The organism is Streptomyces sp. NPDC101227 (genome assembly GCF_044767545.1).
Classification (GTDB): domain Bacteria; phylum Actinomycetota; class Actinomycetes; order Streptomycetales; family Streptomycetaceae; genus Streptomyces.
The window spans coordinates 22,424-41,468 of sequence record NZ_JBIWOD010000035.1 but is presented as its reverse complement, the minus strand read 5'-3'; the positions used below and the strand labels follow the sequence as shown (position 1 = coordinate 41,468).

Genomic DNA, 19,045 nt, shown 5'->3' with positions numbered 1-19,045 from the left:
CCTCCTCGTCCACCGCGGCGGCGAACGGCGCGATCTTCGCCTCGGCGAGCGCACGCACCGACTCGCGGAGCATGTCGTGCTCCTCCGAAGGCCGGAAAAGGTCGAAGTGCTGAACCATGACAGCGAAATCCCCGTCTGCTCGGGTCGCTCCTGAGGGAGGAGCAGTATGGATGCGGCACTCAGTACCCTAATGTAAGAGCACTCAGTGCCATTGTCTAGATGGTTACCGCGTGCGAGGGACGGGGTGCGGCCTGCGGCGAAGGCTCCTTCGGCCGGTGCTATGTTCCCGGCATGAGCGAGGCGCAGGAGCACTCACCCGGAGTCGACGACGGCACGACGAAGCCCTCGGTGAGAGGTGCTCTCATCGAGGCGGCCTTCGAGTTGTTCCTGGAGCGCGGGTTCGAGCAAACCAAGATCGATGACATCGTCAAGCTCGCCGGTGTGGGGCGCAGATCCTTCTTCCGCTACTTCCCGACCAAGGAAGCGGTGGTCTTCCCCGACCACGAGCTGTGTCTGACGGAGATGACGGCGTTCCTCGCGCAGGAAGGCGTGGACGAGCCCGTTCGGAAGGTATGCGACGCCGCTCGTCTTGTCCTGCGGATGTACGCCGCTGACGCCGCCTTTTCGGTACGGCGATACCGCCTGATCAAGAGCGTCCCCGGACTGCGCAGCCACGAACTCTCCGTGGTCTGGCGCTATGAGCGTGCCATGGCCGACTACCTGCGCCGGTGCTACGCCGGCTGGTCGGACGGCACCCTGCGCGCCGATTCCATCGCCGCTTCGGTGGTTGCCGCTCACAACAACGTCCTGCGCTCGTGGCTCCGCTCGGGCGGGCAGGGGGACGTCGCATCCCACCTGGATCACGCTCTCGAGTTCGTGCACGGCACCTGGTGCCCGGACGACGAGGGGCAGGGGGGCGGCGGCCGGGAAGCGGATGATGTCGTGGTGCTCATCGCCAAGCGCAGGACGCCGATGTGGCGCGTGGTCCGCGAGATCGAAGCCACGCTCGACGAGGGCTGACCCGGGCGTCGTCACAGGGAACTCAGTGCCTTTACGTGTGGCACTCAGTGCCATACTCTGTCGAGCGTGCGCCGGTGCTGTGTGAGGGTACCGGGGTGCCAGATCTGCGACGGAGGCCGACCGTCTCCTTCGTCGCGGAATGCTTCGGATGATTTCCGGCCGCTTGCAGGGAGTTGACACCGTGTTCCAGGGATCGGTCATGTCCGCAGACAGCAATGCCGTCGATCGGGGCTGCGCCCCAGTCGCTGTGGAGAACCACATCGGCCCGAACCAGCCCGATGCGGAACATCCGGGCGACGTAGTGGCAGGCAAGCTCTACTTCCAGCGATGCCGTTGGTGCCGCACCGCGGTCTTTCGACGCCTGCTGTGCCCCGTCTGCGCCAACACCGACATGGTCGGGGAGCGTAGTGCCGGCGTCGGCACCATCCATCACATCGCCGTCGTCGGCCGCAGCACGGGAGCTCCGCGCACGCTCGCCATTATCGAGATGGGGGAGGGGTTCCGGCTGCGTGCCAGGATTGTCGGCACACCCCCGGGCGCTGTGCACGTCGGGAACCTGGTAGAGCTGGCCATGGGGGGCGAAGCGGCCCCGCGAGAGCTTCTCTTCCGGCTCTGCGAGGCATGAAAGGCGGCCTGCGCCAAGGCCGGGCAGGAGCCAGAGCCACAGCGTGCCGATGCCGGCGACCGGGGTCAGCCGGCGTTCGGAGCCTGATGCCCGCATCACCTGCTCCAGGGCATGCTCCGGGCGCTCGCCAGGGTCTTTCCGTACATTTTCACTATGGAAACCGACGTCGATGCGTTCCTCGGCCAGCTGGCCCGCCACCTCAGGCCACAGGTGAACGAGCTGGCCGGCCTGCTGCTCCAGCGCCTGGACAGCGAGCTTCCCGAGCTGGGTGAGGACGCGGACCTCGCGGCTCTGACCTTGGACGAGACGGCCCAGCACGTCACCGCCTTTCTGGATCTGCTGGAGACGAACCCCGATGTCAGCGCGTGGAAGGCTCCTCTGATCGCCTTGGAAGGGGGGCGCCTCTACGCCCGGCGAGGGATCCCGGTGAGCAGACTCCTGCGTGGCTTCCGGCTCGGCCACCTCAGTCTGCTCGAACTGGTGCAAGCCGAAGCCTCCCGCCTCACCAGCGACTGGCAAGTGATTCACCTCGCGACGATGAGACTGGTCGTGATCGCCTTCGACTATGTGGACCGGTCCTCAGAGGAGGTCGTCGCCGCCTACCAGGAGGAGCGCGACCGTCTGCTGCAGCGCCGGCTCGCCCTCACCAACGAGGCGAGCAAGCGAATCGGGACCACGCTCGAAGTCACCCGCACCGCACAGGAGCTGACGGAGGTCTGCACCGAGGACTTCGCCGACCTCGTCGCCGTCGATCTCTTCGACTCCGTTCTCGACGAAGCGGGCACGGGTTCGCCGGAAGCGCTGACACAGCGCCGCGTCGCCCAGCGCTCCGTCCTCGACGGCTGTCCGGAGTCCCTGCTCCGCATCGGTCAGGCCCACTCCTACGCCGACGGCTCGGAACCCGCTCGCACACTGGCCACGGGACGATCGGTCCTGCACCACATCGCTGGCGGCGAGATGCCCGCATGGATGGCGCCGTCCGAGTCCCATGGCCGAGTTCTGCGCACCCTCGGCCTCCATTCGATTCTCCTCGTGCCCTTGCATGCCCGCGGAGACACCCTGGGCCTCGTGCAGTTCGTGCGCCATCGCACCCCTGTCCCGTTCGACGATGACGATCTCCTGTTGGCGCAGGAGATCGCCTCCAGGGCAGCGGTGTACATCGACAACGCCCGCCGGTACACCCATGAGCGTTCCACCGCGCTCGCCCTCCAGCGGAACCTGCTGCCCCGGCACGCGGTGAAACAGTCGGCCGTCGAAACGGCCTCTCGCTATCTGCCCGCCGGGTCCCGCGCGGGCGTGGGCGGTGACTGGTACGACGTGATTCCGCTGTCCGGGTCCCGCGTCGCGCTCGTCGTGGGCGACGTCGTCGGTCGTGGCCTGCACGCCGCCGCCGCCATGGGCCGGCTCCGCACCGCCGTCCGCTCCTTCGCCGACATCGACCTCATGCCTGATGAGCTCCTCACGCATCTGGACGACGTGGTCATCCGGATGCAACGCGAGGAGTCGCGGGACGAGGGTGAAACCAGCGCCACCTGCCTGTACGCGGTCTACGACCCCGTCTCCCGTCTGTGCTCCCTGGCCAGTGCCGGGCATGTGCCGCCGACCGTGATTGCCCCTTCGACCACCCACGGCAGCCAGGTCGCCGGCGTGGTCGAGTTGCCCGAGGTGCCGATCGGTCCGCCCCTCGGCCTGGGCGGACTCCCCTTCGAAACCACGGAGTTCGAGCTGCCGGAGGGCAGCCTGCTGGCCCTGTTCACCGACGGCCTGATCGCCGACCGCACTCGTGACGTGGACGTCGCCCTCACGCTGCTGCGCGATGTCCTCACTTCGGCGCCGGAGTCGCCGCAGTCGCTGGAGGAGACCTGTGACCGGCTGCTGGCCGCGCTGTTGCCCAGCCGTCCTGCCGATGACGTCGCTCTTCTGGTGGCCCGGACCCGAGCCCTCGACCCCGACCATGTTGCGGCAATGGACCTCCCGTCGGATCCGGCGGCCGTATCCGGGGCCCGTGGCTTCGCATCCGATGTACTGGCCGCCTGGGGGCTGGAGGAGCTCTCCTTCGCCACGGAACTCATCGTCAGCGAACTGGTGACGAACGCGATCCGCTACGGCAAGAGCCCCGTCCAGCTGCGGATGATTCTCCAGTCCACCCTGACCTGCGAGGTCTTCGACGCCAGCAGCACCGCCCCGCATCTGCGCCGCGCCCGGGTCTCCGACGAGGGCGGCCGCGGACTTCTCCTGGTAGCCCAGCTCACCGAACGCTGGGGCACACGACACAGCCGTGAGGGAAAGGTCATCTGGGCCGAACAAGCCCTCCCGGCCGGCCGGAGGGCCGACCACGGCCGGTGACATCGCCGTCGTGCTGGTGGGGCCTTTTCCGCGGTAGGCATTCCCGGAAATGGTCATATGATCTAGTCTTGCGACCATGTCTCATCGGCTCGATCGTGTCATGGCCCCTGCGCAAGGAGCACCCCTGTGACTACTCCCCCCGTCAAGCGATCGACACCGTCTCCCGGCCTGGACGGCAGCCCGGCCTGTGCAGGGCCCGCGGAGACAGGGGTGGAGCCGCCGCCCGGTTGGCGCAGCCTCCTCGACCCCGAGTCGCTCCGGGCAGCCGACTTTCTGGCCGAGGTGCTCCCACAGCCTCTGCACACTCTCGGGCTGGAGGGAGTGCGGAGGTTCACGGCCCCGCAGGCCCCGCCCCGACTCACCCAGGTCGCATCCGTAACGGAAGCGAGCGCGACCTGGACCGGGCCGGGCGGGATGCACCCCTCCCTGCCGGTTCGCATCTACCGGCCGCACGCGCCCCGCACGGGGTCTGCCGGCCTGCCCTGCCTGCTCTATCTCCATGGCGGGGGCTTTACGGTCGGCAGCCTGGACGGCGTCGACGAAGTGTGCCGTCTCTTCAGCATTCACGCCGGGTGTGTGGTGGTCTCGGTTGACTATCGACTGGCCCCCGAGCATCCGTATCCCGCCGCCATCGACGACACCAGGGCAGCTCACGGCTGGCTCATCGAAAACGCGGCGGCCCTTGGCGTTGACAGTCACCGCATCGCGGTCGGCGGCGACTCGGCCGGCGGAAGTCTGGCGGCGGCGCTCTGCCTGGACCTGCGCAGCCGCGGACTGCCTCAGCCGGCGCTCCAGATCCTCGTCTACCCGGCGGTGGACGACTCCTTCGCCCGCCCGTCCTGGACCGAGTTCGCGGACGCACCCTTGATGGGGACCGCCGATGCACAATGGTTTCGGCGTCAGTACGTGGGCGACGACGGCGTGGCTCCCAGTTCACTCCTGACGCCCCTTCAGGCTCCGACCCTGGCCGGTCTCGCCCCTGCCCACATCATCACGGCGGAAGTGGATTGCCTGCGCGACGACGCCGAGGCGTACGCGCACCGGCTCGAGGTGGCAGGCGTCCCGGTGCTGCACCGCCGCTATCCAGGTGTGTACCACGGGTTCTTCACCGAGACCGGCACCTTCGCCAAGGCCGCCGAAGCCGTCGCGGACGCATGCGCCAGCCTCCGCAACGTCTTCACCGACAGGGCTCTCCCCTCGTGATCGAGCCACCCAGGGGTGTGCCGAGTTAACGGCTGACCTTGGCTTTGAGGTGTCAGGGCGGTGGCCCTCGAATGCGATCTGGAAGGCGTTCAAAGGAACCCTCCAGAGCATGGCCCACCGGTTGCAGCCCGTTGGCATGCCTGCGTCCACGCGGATCGCACCGAGGTTCTCGAAGGGGGCAGCCGGCGCGGCGGACGTCTTCCACTCTCGGAGGTCGACCGCGGCCTCGCCCAGCGCCTGGGGCAAGTCTGCTACCCGGGCGTCGAGTTGCTGTTCCCGGCTACGGTGCCGGACTTCCCGGCCGCCGGCACCGACCGGACGAACTCCAGGAATTGGGCTGCCAGTTCCCGGCCGACGGCTCGGGCGCCTTCGCCCGCCGAGCAGCCTCGCCGACGGTCATCTCCCGCCAGCCTGTCGGACGCGAGGCATCATCAACGAAGTCCCGCTGGAAGCGATCAGCGGGACTTCGTCAGCCCGCTTGGCGGCGTCCCTCGAAGAGGTGCAAGCGCGCGCCGGGTTCGCAAGCAGGCTGACCACGCCGTTTCGCCAAAGTCAATGGTTGGGCCGTGATACCGTTAAGTAGTTCAAATGACTGAGTCACTTCGCCTGGGAGGGTTGTATGGCGCACGTGTCAGCGAATGCGCGGCGGGAACAGTTGATCGAGGCGGCTGTGAAGGTGATCGCTCGCGAGGGTGCCGACGGAGCCACCACCCGGAAGATCGCTGATGAGGCCAAGGCGCCTCTCGCTTCCCTCCATTACTGCTTTCAGAACAAGGAAAACCTCCTGCTCGCCGTCTTCACGCAGCTCTCTGAAGAGATGCCCGTCGATGCCGATCTGCCGGAGGGCGAGAACGCGACTCTGGGGCGCGTCATAGAGCAGTGCTTGACGCGCGCCATGCGGTGGAGTGTGGAGAACCCGGTCCGGATACGGGCCATGATCGAGGTCACGCTGTGGGCCGAGCGCCACGACCCCGAGCTTTCCGTCAGCTTCTACGACGCCTTCCTCAAGTCGTCGGAGGCCGCCCTGCGTCAGGTCGACGTGCCGCTCTCGGACGAGGAGCTGCACTCGGTCGTAAGGGTCGCGATGTCCATGGTCGACGGGCTCTCGCTGCAGATGCTCACGAACGGCGACAAGGAGCGTACGCTGCGCGACACGGCGACCGCCTGCGCGATGCTGAAGGCCTTCCTGGGTGAGAGTGAGCGATAGTCCGCCTGAAGGGGCGGCGTTTCCGGACGCCGGAACGGATGCCGGAAACGCCGCAGTACGAGCCCGCCTGTCGTCGGGTCGCAGTCCTAATCCAGGTGAATGAAGGCGAGTCGGCGATCGGCGTACTGACGACGGAGAACCTTCTTGTCGAATTTCCCCACGCTGGTCTTGGGGATCTCGGCGACGAAAGCCCAGCGTTCCGGGAGCTGCCACTTGGCCCAGCTCTCAGCCAGGTGTTCCCTCAGTACCGTGGCGTCGGCCGGCTCGCCGGTCCTCAGGACGACGGCCACGCAGGGTCGTTCGTCCCAGCGCTCGTCGGGGACGCCGAAGACGGCCGCCTCGGCGACCGCGGGATGCGCCATGATGTCGTTCTCCATATCGATGGAGGAGATCCATTCGCCGCCGGACTTGATGACGTCCTTCGCGCGGTCGACGAGGGTGAGGAATCCGTCGGGGCTTATCCGGCCGACGTCACCGGTCCGCAGCCATCCGTCGTCGAAGGAGTCGGCTTCGATCGCCTCATGGCTCGGGCTGTAATAAGAGCCCGTGATCCAGGGGCCGCTCACCTCTAGTTCGCCGAGCGACTCGCCGTCGTTGGGTACGGGGGCGTTGTTGTCGCCCATGAGTCGGAACTCGACAAGCGGCGCGAACCTTCCTTGGCTCATCCTGTAGCGCCACAGGACTTCACCGGTCGCATGGGCCGGCGGGTGGGCGACCGTGCCCACGGATGAGGTCTCGGTCATCCCCCAGCCGTGCACGACCTTGACCCGGTGATGCTCTTCGAAGGTCTTCATCAGCGTGGGCGGCATGGCCGCGCCCCCCACGACGACTTCGCGAAGGTAGCTGATGTCCTGGGGGTGGGTGGCGAGCCTGCCGGCAAGCCCCGTCCAGATAGTCGGTACGGCGGCGGCGTGGGTCGGTCGCTCCGCTTCCATCATGGCCAGCAGTGGCTCTGGTTGCAGGAAGCGGTCGGGCATGAGAAGTGACGCGCCGGAGAGCATGCACGCGAACGGCAGGCTCCACGCGTTGACGTGGAACATCGGCACGATCGCCAGGCACCTGTCGCTCGTCGACAGCCCCATCGCGGCCGGAGTGGTCACGTGCATCGCGTGCAAGAAGAGCGAGCGGTGGGAGTACACCACGCCTTTGGGGTCGCCTGTGGTGCCCGAGGTGTAGCACATCGCCGCGGCTGAGCGTTCGTCCAGCACCGGGAAGTCGTACACGCCGGGCTGAGCCTCGAGGAGCGCCTCATAGCTGTGAACCTCGACCCCGCGAGGCGCGCGGAAGCCGGCCGCGTCACCGTTCACGAGGATCACATGGCGCACGGTACGGAGCCGGGGGAGCACCTCCTCGAAAGCGGACGAGAGCGACCCGTCCACGAACACCACACGATCCTCGGCGTGGTGGGCGATGAACACGAGCTGCTCGGAGGAGAGGCGGATGTTCAGGGCGTGAAGAACCGCGCCCATGGCGGGGACCGTGGCGTAGACCTCCATGTGCTGGGTGTTGTTCCACATGAACGTCGCCACGCGGTCGAAAGCCCCGACGCCCAGGCCGCGCAGGGCGTTCGCCAACTGCCCGGCCCGTGCGCCGAGTTCACCGAACGTACGCCGGCGCGTGGTGGAGCCCGTCCATGTGGTGACAGTGGTGTCGGCGTGCACGGAGGCCGCGTAGCGCAGCAGATTGGCGAGCGACAGTGGCCCGTCCTGCATCGTGCTCAGCATTTTTTGCTCCTTGGCTGGGAGGTCGCCGTGTCGGCATGCGCGGTGCGCAGCAGCTGGTGCCCCGGGTCGCGGAGGGCGTGATCGACGCGGCCGGGGTTGACGCCGGCCCAAATTTGGGCGAATGATTTAGACAACAGATCTAGTCAGATGACTCTACCCAGCTTTGCGAGGCCGTCGCAATGCCCTGCCGAGGGCGGCCGGGAAGTCCGGTCACGTGGTGCCGGGCCGGTCCGACGTGCTGAAACGCATCGTGTGAACAAGGCGGGAAGTGACCGTTATGGACCAAACCATTGAGCGCGTCGACGTGGTGATCGTCGGCGCCGGCCTCTCGGGCATCGCGGCGGCGGTCGAACTGAAGGCGAAGCACCCCGGGCGGTCTTTCGTCATGCTCGAGGCGCGCGCCGACGTCGGGGGCACATGGGACCTGTTCCGGTACCCCGGGATCCGGTCCGACAGCGATATGTTCACGCTGGGGTACAGCTTCAAGCCGTGGACCGCCGAGAAGTCGATCGCCTCCGGTGAGGCCATCCTCGACTACTTGAAGGAGACCGTCGATGAGTACGGCCTGAGGCCGCACATCCGCCTTGAGTGCCGGGTTGTCGGTGCCGACTGGTCGCAGGACGACCGCGCCTGGATCCTGGAGGTCGCCGGCCCCGCCGGTCGCGAGCTCGTTGCCTGCTCCTACCTCTACATGGCCGCGGGCTACTACGACCACAACAGTGGCCACACGCCGGAGTTTCCCGGCCAGGCGGCATTCCGCGGAGCGATCGTCCACCCCCAGCAATGGCCGGCCGACCTCGACTGCACCGGAAAGCGGGTCGCCGTCATCGGATCCGGCGCCACCGCGATCACCCTGGTCCCTGCCCTCGCCCGGACCGCATCGAAGGTCACGATGGTGCAGCGGTCGCCTTCCTATGTGGCCATCGACTCCGATGTCGACGAGGAGGCCAACCGGCTGCGCGCGGACGTGGGAAGCCAGGAGGCGTTCACGCGGACCCGGCTGCGCAACCTCCAGGACCAGCAAGTGAAGTACCGGTTCGCACGCATGGACCCCCAGGCCTTCAAGATGCCCCTCTTCGATGACATCGAGAAGATCGTCGGCCGTGACTGCCGGGAGAGGCACTTCACCCCGGCTTACGAGCCCTGGGACCAGCGCCTGTGCCTGGTGCCCAACGGGGACCTCTTCCACGCCATCCGGGACGGCAGGGCCGACGTGGTGACGGGGCACATCGAGACGTTCACGGAGAGTGGCCTTCGCATGACATCCGGCGAGGAGGTGCCGGCCGACGTCATCGTGACCGCGACCGGCCTGCAACTCGTCACGTTGGGAAAGATCCGGTTCAGCAGGGGCGGTGAGCCGATCGACTTCTCGAAGACGTTCACCTACAAGGGGGTCGCGTTCAGCGGGGTTCCGAACCTCCTCATGGCCTTCGGCTACCTCAACTCCTCCTGGACTCTCCGCCTCGAACTGGTCAACCAGTTCTGGAGCTCGCTGCTCACCAGGATGGACGAGCTGGGTGCGGCGGTCGTGACGCCTGTTCTGCGCGACGAGGACCGGGGCATGCCAAGGGGGCCCTGGATCAAGGACGTCTCCTCGGGCTACCTCGTGCGCCACATGGACGACATGCCGGCCCAGGGCGACCGCGAGCCGTGGATCAATCCCCAGGTGCACGAGCAGATGAAGGACCTCCTGGGCGCGCCTTTCGAGGACGGCGTCCTGCGCTTCGCATAGCGCCGGGCAAGAGCCGATTTCTGTGCCGCCATGTGGTTGACACCCGCCCTTAACCGGGACTACCGTCGAATCAAATGACTTAGTCATTTGAACAAGTCAGTTGGTCAAGACTCTGTGAATGGCGCCGGCCCCGTGTCCGGCCGCGAATGATTGAGGTGAGTGCCCATGAGTGGCGCTGTGAGAATCGAGGTCGAGGCGGATCCGACTCCGCTCGTGCTCTCGCTGGCGAGGGTCTTGCGCGAGAGCGCGGCGGTCCCCGAACTTCGTGATCTGCTCACGGGGTTGGCCGGCAAAGTGGCACTGCGATCGGGGCTGGACTCCCAGGCTGCGACCCTGGTCTTCGCCGACGGCGGCGTGGACGTGCACCACGGCGTGGACCTGGGTCTCGAAGCGATCCCCCTCGTGCCCTTTTCCGAGTACGCGCTCGCTGCGACGCCTGACCCGCTCGCCTCGGCAGTCGCGACACTGCTGAGCCCGCCGCTCCCCGCGTGGCGTGATGCCGCGTCCTCCTTCTGGGCGGCGAACCAGGGCTCGAAGGGGTTCCCCGAGCGGCTCCGCGTGGTCTGCCAGACCGAGGAGCAGGAGGTGCACTTCGGCGAGGGCTCGCGGGCGTACGAGGTGCATGGTCCCGCCGATGCGCTGGCGGCGGCGTTCAGCGGCCGCGGTGATTCCTTTCTGTTCGCTCTCGCGACCGGCGTCACAGTCGTCGGCAGCGTGGGGCAACTGTCGACGATGTGTGGCGCGCACTGGAAGGTGAGATTCGGTGGCTGAGATGACCATGGATGAGCTTGACCGTTGGCTGGGTGAGCACGGCGTCACCTCCGTCGAGATCCAGGCGACCAACCTCGACGGGACGTTCATCGGAAAGACCCTGTCACGAGACAAGTTCCTGAGCGGTGTCGAGCAGGGATTCGCCTTTGCGGATGTCGTGTTCGGCAACGACCTCGGCAGCTTCCCGATCCTCGGTGTGCCCTTCCCTTCCTGGCGCGGCGAACTCGAGGACATCTTCCTTCGCCCCGACCTCAGCACGATGTGCGTGTGGAAGCCGGGTAAGGCGGCCGTCATCGGCGACTTCTGGACCAAGGCGGGGACCCCGGTTTCCGTCTGCCCGCGCAACCTCCTGCGCCGCGTCGAGGCCGACGCCCGGCAACTCGGCTTCACGGTCAACGCCGCCATCGAGATCGAAGCGACCGTTTTCGAGGAGCCGATTGGCGAAGCCCGCGCCGAGGGCTACGAGAATCTCACTCCGCTCGGCGGCACCAGCGGAGGTGCCTACGTGCTCGCCAAGGATGCGGACTGGCGCGCCTACCTGGAGCGGGTGGAGGAGCGGCTGCGGGCCATCGGCATCGACTGGGAGGCCTGGAACGACGAGGCCGCCGCAGGCCAGATCGAAGTCAATGTTGCGATGGGCGGTGTCGTCGAGGTCGCCGACCGGTGGGCCCGGTGCCGCCAGGTGATGCGCGAGGTGGGCCACGAGCTCGGGCGGACCGTGACGTTCATGGCGAAGTGGTCGGACGCCTGGGGCCAGGCCTCGCACCTGAACCTCTCGCTGGAGACGCAGGACGGCAACGCCTTCTACCGCCCCGACGGTGCGTCTGCGGTGATGAGCCGGTTCATCGGCGGCCTGATGCCGGCGATGGCGGGCACGACGTCGCTCGCCCTTCCCTTCATCACCTCCTATCGCCGGCTCATCCCCGCCGAGGGTCCGCCCACGACCGTCACGTGGGGAGTCGGCAACAAGACGACGGCGGTGCGCGCCGTCGTGGGCCACCCGAAGCAATCCCGCATCGAGTACCGCATGCCCGGTGCGGACGCCAACATGTACCTGGTCAGTGCGGCTGTCCTCGGCGCAGGCCTCTTCGGAGTCCGCAACGAACTCGAGCCGCCTGCCCCCTTCACCGGCATGGCCTGGTTCCACCCCTACGGGGAGCCGATTCCGGCGAGCATCACCCAAGCGGCCGCGGCACTGGAGGCGGACAAGATCCTCCCCGAGGCGCTCGGCAGCGAGTTCGTCACCTACTGGACCGGCACGCGCCGGTGGGAGTGGATGTCGTTCCACACCATGGGTGGGGGCGATCCCGACTGCGGGATCACGCCGTGGGAGCGCAGCCGATACTTCGAGCTGGTATGAGCACCCGGATCACGGCCGCCGTCCTGAACACGGCGCCGGGCTCGCTCGAGCTCGAGGAGCTGGTGATCGACGATCCCGGACCGGACGAGGTCCTGGTGAAGGTGGCATACGCCGGTCTGTGCCACTCGGACCTGCACGAGATCGACGGGACCTTCGCCACGCAACCGCCGATCGTCCTCGGCCACGAGGCGGTCGGCCGGGTCGTGACCGTCGGCTCAGGCGTATCGGAGTTCGCGTCGGGGGACACGGTCGTGACGTGCCTGTCCGTGTACTGCGGAAACTGCGAGTACTGCGTGACCGGGCGACAGACCCTGTGCGTGAACCGCTCACGGCTGCAACAGCAGCGATCCCGGCCGCGGCTGACCAAACGCGACGGTCGGCCGGTGCGGCCGACCGCCGGCATCGGCGCCTTCGCGGAGATGATCCTCGTCCACCGGAACGGCCTCGTCGCCATCCCGGACGACATGCGGCTGGAGACAGCGAGTGTGCTCGGCTGCGCCGTCACGACAGGCATGGGCGCGGTCCTGCACAGCGCCTCGGTGCATGCGGGGCACAGCGTCGCCGTCGTCGGACTGGGCGGGGTCGGCTTCGCCGCCGTTCAAGCCGCACAACTGGCGGGCGCAGCGCAGATCATCGGGATCGACGTCGTGCCGGGCAAGCTGGAGCGGGCTGTCCGGTTCGGCGCGACGCACGTCGTCAACGCAAGGGAAGCCGACCCGGTTTCGGCGGTGCGGGAGATCACCGGCACCGGCGTGCACCACTCGTTCGAGGCGGTCGGCTCGGGCACGACGGCCGGACAGGCGTTCGCCATGCTCCGGCCGGGCGGAACCGCCACCGTGATGGGCATGATCCCGGACTCGCAGCCGATTCCGGTCCGAGGGGCGGAGCTGTTCCTGGAGGAGAAGCGCATCCAGGGCTCGTTCATGGGCTCCAGCCACTTCAAGGTCGATGTCCCGCTGTACGTGCACTTCAACCGCATGGGTTTGCTCCACCTCGACGATCTCGTCACCGCCCGCTGCGAGCTGGCCGGCATCAATGACGGATTCAAGGCCTTGGCGTCCGGTCAGGAGATTCGCGTCGTCGCCCGGGTCGGGGAGGTGTGAACATGAAGCCGTTGATCGGCATCACGGGCCGTCGCCTGGGCCTGGGCATGGTGAAAGGGACGTCCCGCCGCTTCCAATTCCAGTTCATCAACTCGTACTTCAGTGCGTTCGGCGACAACGTGGCGGCCGCGGGCGGAATACCTGTCAACCTGCCGTTCCATGCCGACGCGGAAGGCGTGATCGATCGTCTCGACGGACTCATCGTCACTGGCGGGCAGGACGTTCACCCTTCCCGGTGGGGCGGGGCCGCCCGGGTCGACCCCGCGGTCGACCCGAGGTGGGACCACGATGCGCCGGACCTCGAACGGGATGAATACGAGGCGGCCCTGATCGTGGCCGCGCTCCAGGCAAACCTTCCGATCCTGGGCGTATGCCGCGGTCATCAGCTGCTCAACGTGGCACTCGGCGGCAGTCTTGTCGAGCATCTCGACGAGGGCCGGATCGTCCACGCATCCCCGAACTTCGCACCGGACGACGGCGATGACGAACACAGCGTCCGCTTCACGCCGGGCAGCCTCGCTCACACGCTGTACGGGCCCCAGCGCGTCGTCAATTCCTGGCACCACCAGGCGGTCGGCCGCCTCGGCCGAGGACTGACGGTCATGGGCACCACCGCGGACGGCGTCGTCGAAGCCATCAGGCTCGACGACAGCCCGGTGATGGGGGTGCAGTGGCATCCCGAGTGGATGGCCTCGCCGGACCCCGTCTTCGACTGGCTCGTCGCCGTGTCGACGACGAGCGCTCCCAGCCCCGCCATGAGAGGAGGCGCGACGTGCTGAACACGGACCGGACGAGCACCGCACATTCACTGAACGACTGGCTCGCCCTCAAGAGCCGGCTGAGCCTGCCCAGCGGAATGTGGATCGACGGCGAATGGGCCGCATCGCGGACCGGCCGGACGGCCACCCTCACCAGTCCGCGCGACGGACTGCCCTTCGCGGGCGTCCCCAGTGCGGACCGCGACGACGTGGACCGGGCCGTCCAGGGCGCAAGACAGGCGTTCTCGGCCCGGGCCTGGGCGGGTCTGGAGCCACGTGAACGCGGAGCCGTGCTGATCCGCTGGGCGGACCTGCTCGACCAGCACCGCGATGAACTGGCCCTGCTGATCGCGCTCGAGATGGGCAAACCGGTCACGGTGGCATGGTCCGTCGAACTGCGCACCGCGATCAACACGATTCGCTGGTACGGCGAACTCGTGGACAAGCTGATGGACGAATCTCCACGTGGCCGTAACGGCTCCGTCGCCCTGGTGACCCGGGAGCCGCTGGGGGTCGTGGGCGCGATCACGCCGTGGAACTTCCCGATGACGCTGTCGATGTTCAAGATTCCCGCGGCCCTGGCGTCGGGAAACAGCGTCGTCGTCAAGCCTGCGACGCAAACGCCCCTCTCCCTCCTGCGCGCGGCGGAACTCTCCGCCGAGGCAGGCCTGCCGGCCGGGGTGCTCCAGGTGCTCACCGGCAGCGGCGCGACGGTCGGCTCGGCGCTGGCACTGCACAACGACGTCGCCGCGGTGACCTTCACCGGCTCGACCGAGGTCGGGAAGCGGCTGTTGACCTACGCCGGACAGTCCAACGCCAAGCCGGTCTGGCTGGAACTCGGAGGCAAGTCCCCCAACATCGTCTTCCCCGATGCGCCGGACCTCGACGAGGCCGCGCGGATGGCCGCCTGGGCGATCTCCTTCAACAGCGGGCAGATGTGCACGGCGGGTTCGAGGCTCCTCGTACACGAGGACATCCGCGACGATCTGGTCGCCAGAGTCGCGGACCATCTCAGCCGTCACAAGATCGGCGATCCGCTGGACCCGGAGACCACGATGGGGCCGCTCGCATACGAGCAGCATCGTGACGACGTGCTGGACGAGGTGCGCAAGGGGATCGCGGAGGGAGCCCGGCTCGTCCTCGGATCGGACCGGAAGAGGACCGACGGCCTGTACGTGGATCCGGTGGTCTTCGTGGACGTGGACCAGCACAGCCGCCTCGCCCAGCACGAGATCTTCGGACCCGTCCTGTCGGTCACGACGTTCCGCGACGATGCGGAGGCAGTCGCGATCGCCAACAACTCCGACTACGGACTCGGGTCCGCGATCTGGACCAGCGACCTCGCTCGGGCCCACCGCCTGGCGCGGGAGATCCAGGCCGGCCTGGTCTGGGTCAACTGCTACGAGGAGGGCGACACCTCGGTGCCGTTCGGTGGTCAGAAGCTCTCCGGCCACGGGTCGGACCGGAGCCTCCACGGCCTGGAGAAGTTCACGACCTTGAAGACGACCTGGATCGAACTCGCCTGATCCGTCGCGAAGACGAGGCGCGGTCGACCGGGGAAGCCGGGATGGCGCGGCTGATCGAGCGGTCGGTCAACCGGAATTGAGATTGAGGGAGAGGATTCACATGGCAGCACAGAAGCAGGGCCAGACCTTGGTGTCGGTGGCGGCTGACACGTCGGTGGAGGAGATTCGCAAGATCCTGACCCGCGACGGCGGCGTCATCGTCAAGAACTTCCTGACGAAGGAACAGATCAACCGCTTCAACGCCGAGATCGCGCCGCCGATGCAGGCGCTCAGCCCGGGCTCGACCCACGAAAACGAGCTGGTCGCCGCGTTCCACGGCAGCAACACCAAGCGACTCACGAACCTGGTCACGCACAGCCCCACGTTCCGCAGCGAGATCATCGAACATCCCCTGGTCCACGAGGTCTGCGACCTGACCTTCCTTCAGGAGTCGGGCACGTACTGGATGACCACCGCGCAGGTGATCGAGATCGGCCCCAACAGCCAGGCACAGCCGCTGCACCGGGACCTGGAGAACTGGTTCCCGTTCATTGGAATGGGACCCGCCGGCCCCGAAGTCACCCTCAACTTCCTGATCGCCCTGACCGATTTCACCGAGGAGAACGGCGCCACCCGCGTCATCCCCGGGAGCAACCACTGGAGCGACTTCGAGGACCGCGGGACTCCCGAGCAGACGGTTCCCGCGGACATGAATGCCGGAGACGCCCTTCTGTTCAGCGGCAAGACCGCGCACGGCGGCGGGGCGAACCGGACCGGCGACGAGTACCGGCGCGCTGTGGCCTTCGCCGTCAACCCGGGCTTTCTCACCGGTGAGGAGGCATACCCCTTCCTGGTCGACCTGGAGCTCGCCAAGACGCTCTCGCCGCGTGTCCAGCGCATGCTCGGCTTCCGCTCCCAGTACCCGACGGGCTCTCCCGGCCTGTGGCAGGTCGACTACGCCGACCTGGGCGACCATCTCAAGCTCTGAGAGCCGCCCCTCGGTTCACGTGGCCCGGTCGCCGACGCCGTGAGGGCGAGATGTCCCGCAGAGGACCCTCCGTCGGTCCTCTGCGGGACATCGACAAGGGCGGGCCCCTGTTCCTGCTCGTTGACCCAGGTGACACCGGAGTCGGTGCCGTTGTCCCGTGTGTGCCGAAGGAGGCACTCGAACATGACCGAGGCAACCGGTGTTGTCGTCGTCGGACTCGGCGCCACAGGCATCGCCATCGCCGAGTCACTGGTGAGCCGACGCGACTGCGAACTGCTGGGTGCGCTGGACATCGGGGTGGAGAAGGCCGGAGTGCCTTTCGCCGACTTCGTCGCCGGTGCGCCGCGTGTCCCTGTGGTCTCCTCCGTCGCGGAGCTGCCGCCTGCCGACGTGGCTGTGGTCGCCACGTCGTCCTGGGTCGACGCGATAGAACCGACCGTCGCCGCCCTTGTCGAGCGTGGGACGAACGTCGTGTCGATCTGCGAGGAGTTGCGGGATCCGACCCGCAGCCACGCTCAGGCGGTGGCTCGCCTGGATCGGCTCGCGCGCGAACACGGTGTCTCCGTACTCGGCACCGGTTGCAATCCGGGGATGCTGATGGACACGCTTCCGCTGGTGCTGAGCGGCCTCACGCTCGGGGTGGACCGCGTGTCCGTGCGGCGTACGGCGGACATGAGGCACTACGGCGCGATCCTGAGGAAGTTCGGGCTGGGTCTCACGCCGGCCGAGTTCGACGCCGAGCGTGATGCGGGCCGCGTCATGGGGCACGTCGGCTTCGCGCAGAGTATCGGCGCCCTGGCTCGAGGACTGGAGTGGGATCTCAACTCGATCGAGGTCGATGCCGTCGAGCGAGACATGATCGCGGAAACGGAACGCAAGGGGCAGCACACCGTCATCGCCGCAGGAACCGTGACCAGCGTCTTGCACCGGGCTCGTGGACTGCGGCAGGGGAAGGCTGTCATCGAATTGGCCACCCGCTTCGGCATCTTCGCCCCGCAGGACGCTGTCGAACGCGGCGACGGACTCCTGATCGTCGGGCGTGAGCAGACCATCGAAGTCGCAGTGCCCGGAGGGTTCGAGAGCTTTCTCTCCACCGTGGCCATGGCATCGAACGCCGTGACTGCGGTCGTCGAGGCGGCGCCGGGTTTCCGCACCGTCGAGGACCTGCCGGTAGGCGCCTTGGCCAGCAAAGGTGCGCGTGTCGCGCCCTGAGGCTCCCGTAAGACCTCGCCCGGTGGTACTGGGCGCCCAACAATCACCGGGGTACCGGCGCCCTCCCTGGGCCGCCTGCCCGGTGACCCGGATAGGAAGGAACGTCGGATGGGCTTGGAGTCATCGCGCATCGCCTTCGAGCGGGCCCGGCGCAGCGTGGGAGCAGGGGTGGGTTCCGGTCTCCGCGCAGCAATGCGGCCACATCCGCTCTTCGTGAGCGAAGCGCGCGGAGCCCATGTCTGGGACCTGGACGGCGACCGCTACATCGACTACGTCATGGCATGGGGTCCCCTCATCCTCGGGCACAGCGATCCCCGCATCGTGGACGCCGTACTCGATGTGGCCACGCGGATGCAGGTCGTCGGCACCGGCCACGTCCTCGAATACGCGGCAGCGGAGTCGGTTCTTCAAGCCGTGCCGCACGGCGAACGCCTGCTCTGGAGCAACACCGGGACCGAGGCGGTTCAGGTCGCGCTGCGCCTGGCGCGGGCGGCCACGGGGCGGCGGCGAGTCGTGAAGTTCGCCAAGAGCTACCACGGATGGCACGACACCGTGTACGCCGGCTTGAGCGATGCCGACACGGGCGAGGTCGCGGTGCCGGCGAGCAGAGGCCAGAGTCCGAGTGCGCTCGACGACCTGGTGGTGGCGCGGTTCAACGATGTGGAGATGATCGAACGCATTCTCGCGGACGCCGTCGAACGGGACATCGCCGCGGTACTCATCGACCCGATCATGAGCAATGCCGGTGTTGAATCACCCACGCAGGATTTTCTGCAGACGTTGCGATCCCGCTGCGACCGGCAGGGCGTGGTGCTCATCTACGACGAGGTGATCGCCGGATTCCGGATCGCCCGCGGTGGCGCGGCCGAGCTCTTCGGGGTGCACCCCGACCTCTCCGTCTTCGGCAAGGCCATGGCCGGTGGCTTCACCCAGAGCGCTGTTGTCGGTCGAGCAGACCTGATCGACCAGGTGACCGATGGTGTGGTCCACGCCGGCACTTTCAACGGAAATCCCGTCGCGTTGGCCGCGGTACAGGCGACCATGGGAGTACTCGCGGACCCCTCCGTTTATCACGCGCTGGAGAGCGTCTCCGCTCAGTTCGAGCTGGTGATCGGGGACCTGCTGGCTTCCGCGCCCCCAGCTGCCCGCCTCAAGCGAGTCGGTTCTCTGCTGCAGTTCGTCCCGGACCTCGAGGCCACCGGCTTGCACGGGACCGGCGGCCTCTGGCCGCAGATTCTGGGCGGCATGCTCGCCAACGGCGTGACGTTCATGCCTTCCGGCAAGATTTTCCTCAGCACTGCGCATCGCCAGGCAGACATTGATGCCACCGCCGACGCCCTCGAAAAGGTCCTGCGCCGGTTGCCTCCGGCCTCCCGTGTTTCCACCTGAACTTCACACCCACGACCGCGTCCTGGCTGAGCCGGGCGGAGCGGTGGTTCGCCGAGCTCATACAGAAGAAGCTCAAGCGACGCGTCCACCGCTTCCACTCGC

At 67.5% G+C, this 19,045-nt stretch carries 16 protein-coding genes and 1 pseudogene; 15 read left to right on the top strand and 2 right to left on the bottom strand.

Annotated features, from left to right (window positions below; genetic code table 11):
- Window positions 1-118: acyl-CoA dehydrogenase family protein (locus tag ACIRPT_RS40360; protein ID WP_403515682.1), on the bottom strand; the 118-nt coding region annotated here is incomplete at its 3' end.
- Window positions 119-291: 173 nt separating this feature from the next.
- On the opposite strand from ACIRPT_RS40360, the gene ACIRPT_RS40355 reads away from it, so the two are divergent.
- The 5 genes from ACIRPT_RS40355 (at window position 292) to ACIRPT_RS40335 (ending at window position 6,401) form a co-directional block, all read left to right on the top strand.
- Window positions 292-1,020, top strand: a complete 729-nt coding sequence (locus ACIRPT_RS40355; RefSeq protein ID WP_403836799.1) for a TetR family transcriptional regulator — start codon at window positions 292-294, stop codon at window positions 1,018-1,020.
- A gap of 199 nt (window positions 1,021-1,219) precedes the next feature.
- On the top strand, window positions 1,220-1,645 hold the full coding sequence (locus ACIRPT_RS40350; protein WP_403836797.1) for a Zn-ribbon domain-containing OB-fold protein: 426 nt from the start codon (window positions 1,220-1,222) through the stop codon (window positions 1,643-1,645).
- Between the two features lie 153 nt (window positions 1,646-1,798).
- Window positions 1,799-3,991 carry a SpoIIE family protein phosphatase gene (locus tag ACIRPT_RS40345; protein ID WP_403836795.1) on the top strand — a complete coding sequence of 731 codons (2,193 nt, stop codon included), beginning with the start codon at window positions 1,799-1,801 and terminating at the stop codon, window positions 3,989-3,991.
- Window positions 3,992-4,117: 126 nt separating this feature from the next.
- On the top strand, window positions 4,118-5,194 hold the full coding sequence (locus tag ACIRPT_RS40340) for an alpha/beta hydrolase (RefSeq protein ID WP_403836793.1): 1,077 nt from the start codon (window positions 4,118-4,120) through the stop codon (window positions 5,192-5,194).
- Between the two features lie 619 nt (window positions 5,195-5,813).
- Entirely contained in the window at window positions 5,814-6,401 is a 588-nt protein-coding gene (locus tag ACIRPT_RS40335) for a TetR/AcrR family transcriptional regulator (protein ID WP_403836791.1), read from the top strand.
- A gap of 86 nt (window positions 6,402-6,487) precedes the next feature.
- On the opposite strand, the gene ACIRPT_RS40330 is transcribed toward ACIRPT_RS40335, so the two are convergent.
- Window positions 6,488-8,125: a long-chain fatty acid--CoA ligase gene (locus ACIRPT_RS40330; RefSeq protein ID WP_403836789.1), complete on the bottom strand. Its 1,638-nt coding sequence runs from the start codon at window positions 8,123-8,125 to the stop codon at window positions 6,488-6,490.
- Between the two features lie 277 nt (window positions 8,126-8,402).
- Between ACIRPT_RS40330 and ACIRPT_RS40325 the strand changes: the two genes are divergently transcribed.
- The 10 genes and pseudogenes from ACIRPT_RS40325 to ACIRPT_RS40280 all read left to right on the top strand — a co-directional run.
- Window positions 8,403-9,857: a flavin-containing monooxygenase gene (locus ACIRPT_RS40325; protein WP_403836787.1), complete on the top strand. Its 1,455-nt coding sequence runs from the start codon at window positions 8,403-8,405 to the stop codon at window positions 9,855-9,857.
- 165 nt (window positions 9,858-10,022) lie between these two features.
- The gene (locus tag ACIRPT_RS40320; protein ID WP_403836785.1) at window positions 10,023-10,628 is read left to right on the top strand and encodes a hypothetical protein; all 606 of its coding nucleotides are present in this window, start codon (window positions 10,023-10,025) and stop codon (window positions 10,626-10,628) included.
- A gap of 1 nt (window position 10,629) precedes the next feature.
- Window positions 10,630-11,988, top strand: coding sequence for a glutamine synthetase family protein (locus ACIRPT_RS40315; protein ID WP_403836803.1), 1,359 nt, complete (start codon window positions 10,630-10,632; stop codon window positions 11,986-11,988).
- A complete protein-coding gene (locus tag ACIRPT_RS40310) occupies window positions 11,985-13,091 on the top strand; it encodes a zinc-binding dehydrogenase (protein ID WP_403836783.1) in 1,107 nt (368 codons plus the stop codon). Before ACIRPT_RS40315 ends, ACIRPT_RS40310 begins: the two co-directional genes overlap by 4 nt.
- A 2-nt stretch (window positions 13,092-13,093) precedes the next feature.
- The gene (locus ACIRPT_RS40305) at window positions 13,094-13,870 is read left to right on the top strand and encodes a gamma-glutamyl-gamma-aminobutyrate hydrolase family protein (RefSeq protein WP_403836781.1); all 777 of its coding nucleotides are present in this window, start codon (window positions 13,094-13,096) and stop codon (window positions 13,868-13,870) included.
- Between the two features lie 77 nt (window positions 13,871-13,947).
- Complete coding sequence (locus ACIRPT_RS40300; RefSeq protein ID WP_403836801.1) at window positions 13,948-15,375, top strand: aldehyde dehydrogenase family protein; 1,428 nt, start codon at window positions 13,948-13,950, stop codon at window positions 15,373-15,375.
- 100 nt (window positions 15,376-15,475) lie between these two features.
- Window positions 15,476-16,342, top strand: coding sequence for a phytanoyl-CoA dioxygenase family protein (locus tag ACIRPT_RS40295; protein ID WP_403836779.1), 867 nt, complete (start codon window positions 15,476-15,478; stop codon window positions 16,340-16,342).
- Between the two features lie 183 nt (window positions 16,343-16,525).
- Window positions 16,526-17,554: a dihydrodipicolinate reductase gene (locus tag ACIRPT_RS40290; protein WP_403836777.1), complete on the top strand. Its 1,029-nt coding sequence runs from the start codon at window positions 16,526-16,528 to the stop codon at window positions 17,552-17,554.
- 108 nt (window positions 17,555-17,662) lie between these two features.
- A complete protein-coding gene (locus tag ACIRPT_RS40285; protein WP_403836775.1) occupies window positions 17,663-18,943 on the top strand; it encodes an aspartate aminotransferase family protein in 1,281 nt (426 codons plus the stop codon).
- Window positions 18,919-19,032 (top strand): annotated as a pseudogene (locus tag ACIRPT_RS40280) (IS630 family transposase); the annotation flags it as partial. The gene ACIRPT_RS40285 and the pseudogene ACIRPT_RS40280, both read left to right, overlap by 25 nt.
- Between the last annotated feature and the right edge of the window lie 13 nt (window positions 19,033-19,045).